Raw genomic sequence first — 4733 nt, 5'->3', positions numbered from 1 at the left:
TCATATCATCAAAATATTTTGTTCCTATCACTCTATCATATTCATCTTGATATTCACGGCCTTGGTTGATAAATATATCGTAAAAATACCGCCAGTGTTGAGCCGCATTTTCTGAAAGTTCTTCGTTATTATTTACACTAGCTCCTCCATTAATCATTTTCCTTTTAAAATGTTCGAGACCACGTAAACTATAGTGATAAATAATTATATTATCAGACTTAACACTACTTTTCTTTTTTATGCGAACATTATGATTGCCATTCTCTATTGACAAATATCCTTTGGTCCTATGAATGACCTTTTGAATTTGTTTATCATAAATGCTATATGGAGATAATTTATTTTTAATGCTCTCAGGTACTCTTTCATAATTCTTTATTAAGTTATCATTTTCATAGAATTTATTTGTTTCATGCGGGTATATGTTATATATATCAACATAAATCACATTTGATGTCGTTTTCGCTAACTCATCTTTAAGAGAACTAGATGAGCAGCACCAAAATTCATCTGCATCTGAATTTATTATCCAATCGGCATTATATTTTTCACTGGCTATTCTAATCATTCTATCGACCCATTTCTTTTGGTCGTGATTATTACTAATTTCGCAAATTATTTCTTTTATCCATCCTTTCTTTTTATATTTTTCAAATATTTCTCGTGTAGCGTCTGAAGAGTTATTATCCGTAACTATAAATCCATCAACACCCATTGCTCTGTGGTATATAATTTGATGTTCAATTATATCAGCTTCATTTTTAGCCAGAATGGTCATGAATAATTTGGGGGCCTTAATCCTTTCATGTTTCACAACTGAATTCTTGGCTTTAATAAAATAGTTTTTTATACGTTCAAACATTAAATAATTACCCATGTTTTTTTATGTATTCGGAAAATTTCAATGCTCCTCGATCCTTTTCAGATACAATTGGGCTAATGCTTAATGGCCAACTTATATTTATATCATTATCAGACCAGAGTATCGACACCTCAGATGTAGGGTTATAATAGTCTGTACATTTGTATACAAACTCAGCCTCTTCACTCGTCACATAAAAACCATGTGCAAAGCCTTCCGGCACCCATAATTGACGTTTGTTTTCAGCAGAAAGGTAAATACCAACCCACTTACCAAATGTTGAAGATTCTTTACGGATATCTACTGCCACATCAAAAACTTCACCTGAAATTACGCGAACTAATTTACCTTGTGTATTTTCTGTCTGGTAATGTAATCCGCGTAGAATACCTTTTTTAGATTTAGAGTGGTTATCTTGTACAAATTGTGTTGGCTTACTTGTTACTAACTCTTCAAATTTTTTTTGACTCCATGTTTCCATAAAGAAACCACGTTCATCACTAAACACCGTCGGTTCAATGATTTTCACATCAGGAATATCAGTTTCAATTACTTTCATTTTATTCATTCTCGATGATTATTAATAATCAGATAATTGATTTAAAGCATATTGCCAGTCGCTGGCTTGAATACCAAATGTTTCTGTAATTTTCTGTGTATTAAGCTTTGAGTTTGCAGGTCGTTTCGCAGGTGTTGGATAATCATCCGTCTTGATACCATTAATAATGGGTGCTTTATTCAATACTTTTTGTTCCACTGCTTTAGCAATAATAGTTTGAGCAAAACCACACCAACTTGTATGAGGTAATCCAGAATAATGATAAATGCCGTATTTAGTTGTATCAAAATCACTATCTTCAGCTACAATAGTCTTGGCGATAGTAATTAATGCTGTAGCAATATCGCCAGCGTAAGTCGGGCCACCAAACTGGTCTGCCACAATACCTAGCTCATCTCGTTGCTGAGCTAAGCGAAGAATAGTCTTTACAAAGTTATTCCCATCCTCACCAAAGACCCATGCTGTGCGCAAAATAATAGTCCGAGAACAATTAGCAAGTACTGCTTGCTCTCCTAATAACTTACTTTTTCCGTACACACATTTTGGGTCTACTGCATCAGTTTCGATGTAAATGCCATTTTTATCGCCGGAAAATACATAATCGGTTGAAATATGCAATAATGCAGCACCAATACTTTCCGCAGCTTGAGCTAAATATAGAGGACCATCGCGATTAATCGCATATGAGAGTTCGACTTCTTCTTCGGCCTTATCAACTGCAGTATGTGCAGCAGCATTAATAATAATATCAGGTTCGAATGCTTTAACCGCTTCAAACACCGCATTCTCATTGGTGATATCGAGTTCATCTCGGTCAATGGCAAGTAATTCAACCTTACCGCTTAAACGTTCAACTAAGCTGCATCCCACTTGGCCTTTAGCTCCCGTCACTAATACTCGCATCAATTAGATTCCTTCAGAGACTCAGACGCAATTCGAAGTAGATACTGACCATATTCATTCTTTTTCATGGGCTCTGCTAAGCTAAGTAAATCTTCAACACTTAACCAACCATTACGAAAGGCAATTTCTTCCAAACAGGCTACTTTCAAACCCTGTACATTTTGGATTGTTTCTACGAAAGATGATGCTTCATGAAGGCTTTCATGCGTTCCGGTATCTAACCACGCAAAACCACGGCCAAAAAGTTCAACCTTTAATGAGCCGTCATTAAGATACATTTCATTAAGAGTGGTAATTTCCAATTCACCACGGTGGGACGGCTTCACTTGCTTAGCCATTTCAACTACACGGTTGTCATAAAAATAAAGCCCAGTTACAGCATAGTTCGATTTAGGTTTTTCCGGCTTCTCTTCAATCGATACCGCTTTCATCTCTTGATCAAATTCAACCACACCAAATCGCTCAGGATCTTTAACTTGATACCCAAACACCGTTGCGCCCGATTCACGTGAAGCCGCATTTTTCAGTGTTGTCGAAAATGACTGGCCATAAAAGATATTATCGCCAAGTACTAAACAAACACAGTCATCACCGATAAACTCCTCACCAATAATAAAAGCCTGTGCTAAGCCATCAGGACTCGGTTGGATTGCATACTCGAGATTGATACCAAAATCAGAGCCATCGCCTAACAAACGCTTAAAACCGGCATTATCTTCAGGAGTTGTGATAATTAAAATATCTTTAATCCCAGCTAACATTAGTGTAGAAATCGGGTAAAATACCATTGGTTTATCGTAGATAGGCAGCAGTTGTTTTGAAACACCACGTGTTAATGGGTATAGACGCGTACCTGAGCCACCCGCTAGAACAATCCCTTTCATTATTTCGTTCCCTTAGTTACAACGGATACTCCTAGACGCTCTCCTTCGTAAGAACCATTTAGTACACGTGACCACCACTTTTTATTATCCAAATACCATTCGACGGTTTTACGAATGCCGGATTCAAACGTCTCTTCTGGTTTCCAGCCCAGTTCACGCTCAATTTTGGATGCGTCAATGGCATATCTAACGTCGTGCCCTGGGCGATCAGTCACATACGTGATTAGCTTTTGATATTCTGCGACACCTGCAGGCTTGTTTGGCACTAATTCCTCAAGCAGTGTACAAATTGTTTTCACGACATCAATATTAGCTTTCTCATTGTGACCGCCAATATTATAGGTTTCCCCTACCACACCTTCAGTGACTACTTTATATAAAGCGCGTGCGTGGTCTTCGACAAACAACCAATCACGAATTTGCATCCCATTGCCGTATACAGGTAATGGTTTACCGTCTAAAGCATTCAAAATCATTAATGGAATCAGTTTTTCAGGGAAATGGTAAGGTCCATAGTTGTTTGAACAGTTGGTCACAATCGTTGGTAAGCCGTAAGTGCGATGCCAAGCACGTACTAAGTGATCGCTTGATGCCTTCGATGCTGAATATGGGCTTGACGGTTCATACGATGTTGTCTCGGTAAACAAATCATCTGTACCTTCTAAGTCACCGTACACCTCATCGGTTGAGATATGGTGGAAGCGAAAAGCTCTCTTTGCCACTTCATCCAATGTGATCCAGTACGCACGGGCTGCTTCAAGCAATGTATACGTACCTACAATATTGGTTTCAATGAACGCTATTGGGCCATCAATCGAACGGTCAACGTGCGACTCTGCCGCTAAGTGCATCACTACATCTGGTTGATATTGCACAAACAGTCGGTCAAGTTCATCACGATTACAAATGTCGACTTGCTCAAAATGATAGCGCTCATGTGAATCCACTTCGGCGAGTGATTCCATGTTGCCTGCATAGGTCAACTTATCGACATTAATGACTGTATCAGATGTATTCTTAATAATATGACGAACAACGGCCGAGCCAATAAAACCGGCACCGCCTGTGACAAGGATTTTCATGATTTTCTCTTTGTTAATGCTAAAACATACTCACGAATGTGAGCCTTGAATCTTCAATTTCAGATTTTGAATCGGAGTATTAGTGTTTTTTCATCTTCACACATCAGTAATCCTTACAGCCCTGAGACAAATTTTCTTCATTTGAGATAGCCCATTACAGGCCATCTCTTATAAACCCTAGGTTCTACTTTGTTTTTACTAAGGAGCCTAATAGGCGCACCTTTACTCTCAAAAAAAAAGCGCGACTATAATAGAGGCGCTGCATTCAGCGCCTCTATTCATTACTCTTAATCAGTCTACTTATTTATTCGACTCATAACTGTAATTGTAGTAACCATAATTACCACCATAATACGAACTTGCTTTGCGTACGACAGCATTCAAAATAAAGCCTTTTATCTCTATGCCATTTTGTTCAAAACGCTGCTTGGTGATTTCAATTT

5 protein-coding genes are annotated in these 4733 nt (G+C 38.0%); all 5 read right to left on the bottom strand.

What is annotated here, in order from left to right:
* The coding region (locus ABT58_RS23310; protein ID WP_047876804.1) for a glycosyltransferase family 2 protein at positions 1-862 on the bottom strand (862 nt) is incomplete at its 3' end.
* Between the two features lie 7 nt (positions 863-869).
* Complete coding sequence (gene rfbC / locus ABT58_RS23305) at positions 870-1421, bottom strand: dTDP-4-dehydrorhamnose 3,5-epimerase (RefSeq protein WP_047876260.1); 552 nt, start codon at positions 1419-1421, stop codon at positions 870-872.
* A 21-nt stretch (positions 1422-1442) separates the two neighbouring features.
* Positions 1443-2324, bottom strand: coding sequence for a dTDP-4-dehydrorhamnose reductase (gene rfbD / locus ABT58_RS23300; protein ID WP_047876261.1), 882 nt, complete (start codon positions 2322-2324; stop codon positions 1443-1445).
* A complete protein-coding gene (rfbA, locus tag ABT58_RS23295) occupies positions 2324-3208 on the bottom strand; it encodes a glucose-1-phosphate thymidylyltransferase RfbA (protein WP_047876262.1) in 885 nt (294 codons plus the stop codon). The genes rfbD and rfbA overlap by 1 nt, the downstream gene beginning before the upstream one ends.
* Complete coding sequence (gene rfbB, locus ABT58_RS23290; RefSeq protein ID WP_047876263.1) at positions 3208-4290, bottom strand: dTDP-glucose 4,6-dehydratase; 1083 nt, start codon at positions 4288-4290, stop codon at positions 3208-3210. Before rfbB ends, rfbA begins: the two co-directional genes overlap by 1 nt.
* Positions 4291-4733 lie beyond the last annotated feature (443 nt).

It is taken from the genome of Photobacterium aphoticum (assembly GCF_001029435.1).
GTDB classification, from domain to species: domain Bacteria; phylum Pseudomonadota; class Gammaproteobacteria; order Enterobacterales; family Vibrionaceae; genus Photobacterium; species Photobacterium aphoticum.
Note: the sequence above shows the minus strand (reverse complement) of the source record. Positions and strands in the feature narration are given on the sequence as shown.

Excerpts from the sequence above, each read along its gene's own strand:
- rfbC (WP_047876260.1), bottom strand. The coding sequence starts at position 1,421 with ATGAAAGTAATTGAAACTGATATTCCTGATGTGAAAATCATTGAACCG.
- rfbD (WP_047876261.1), bottom strand. The coding sequence starts at position 2,324 with ATGCGAGTATTAGTGACGGGAGCTAAAGGCCAAGTGGGATGCAGCTTA.
- rfbA (WP_047876262.1), bottom strand. The coding sequence starts at position 3,208 with ATGAAAGGGATTGTTCTAGCGGGTGGCTCAGGTACGCGTCTATACCCA.
- rfbB (WP_047876263.1), bottom strand. The coding sequence starts at position 4,290 with ATGAAAATCCTTGTCACAGGCGGTGCCGGTTTTATTGGCTCGGCCGTT.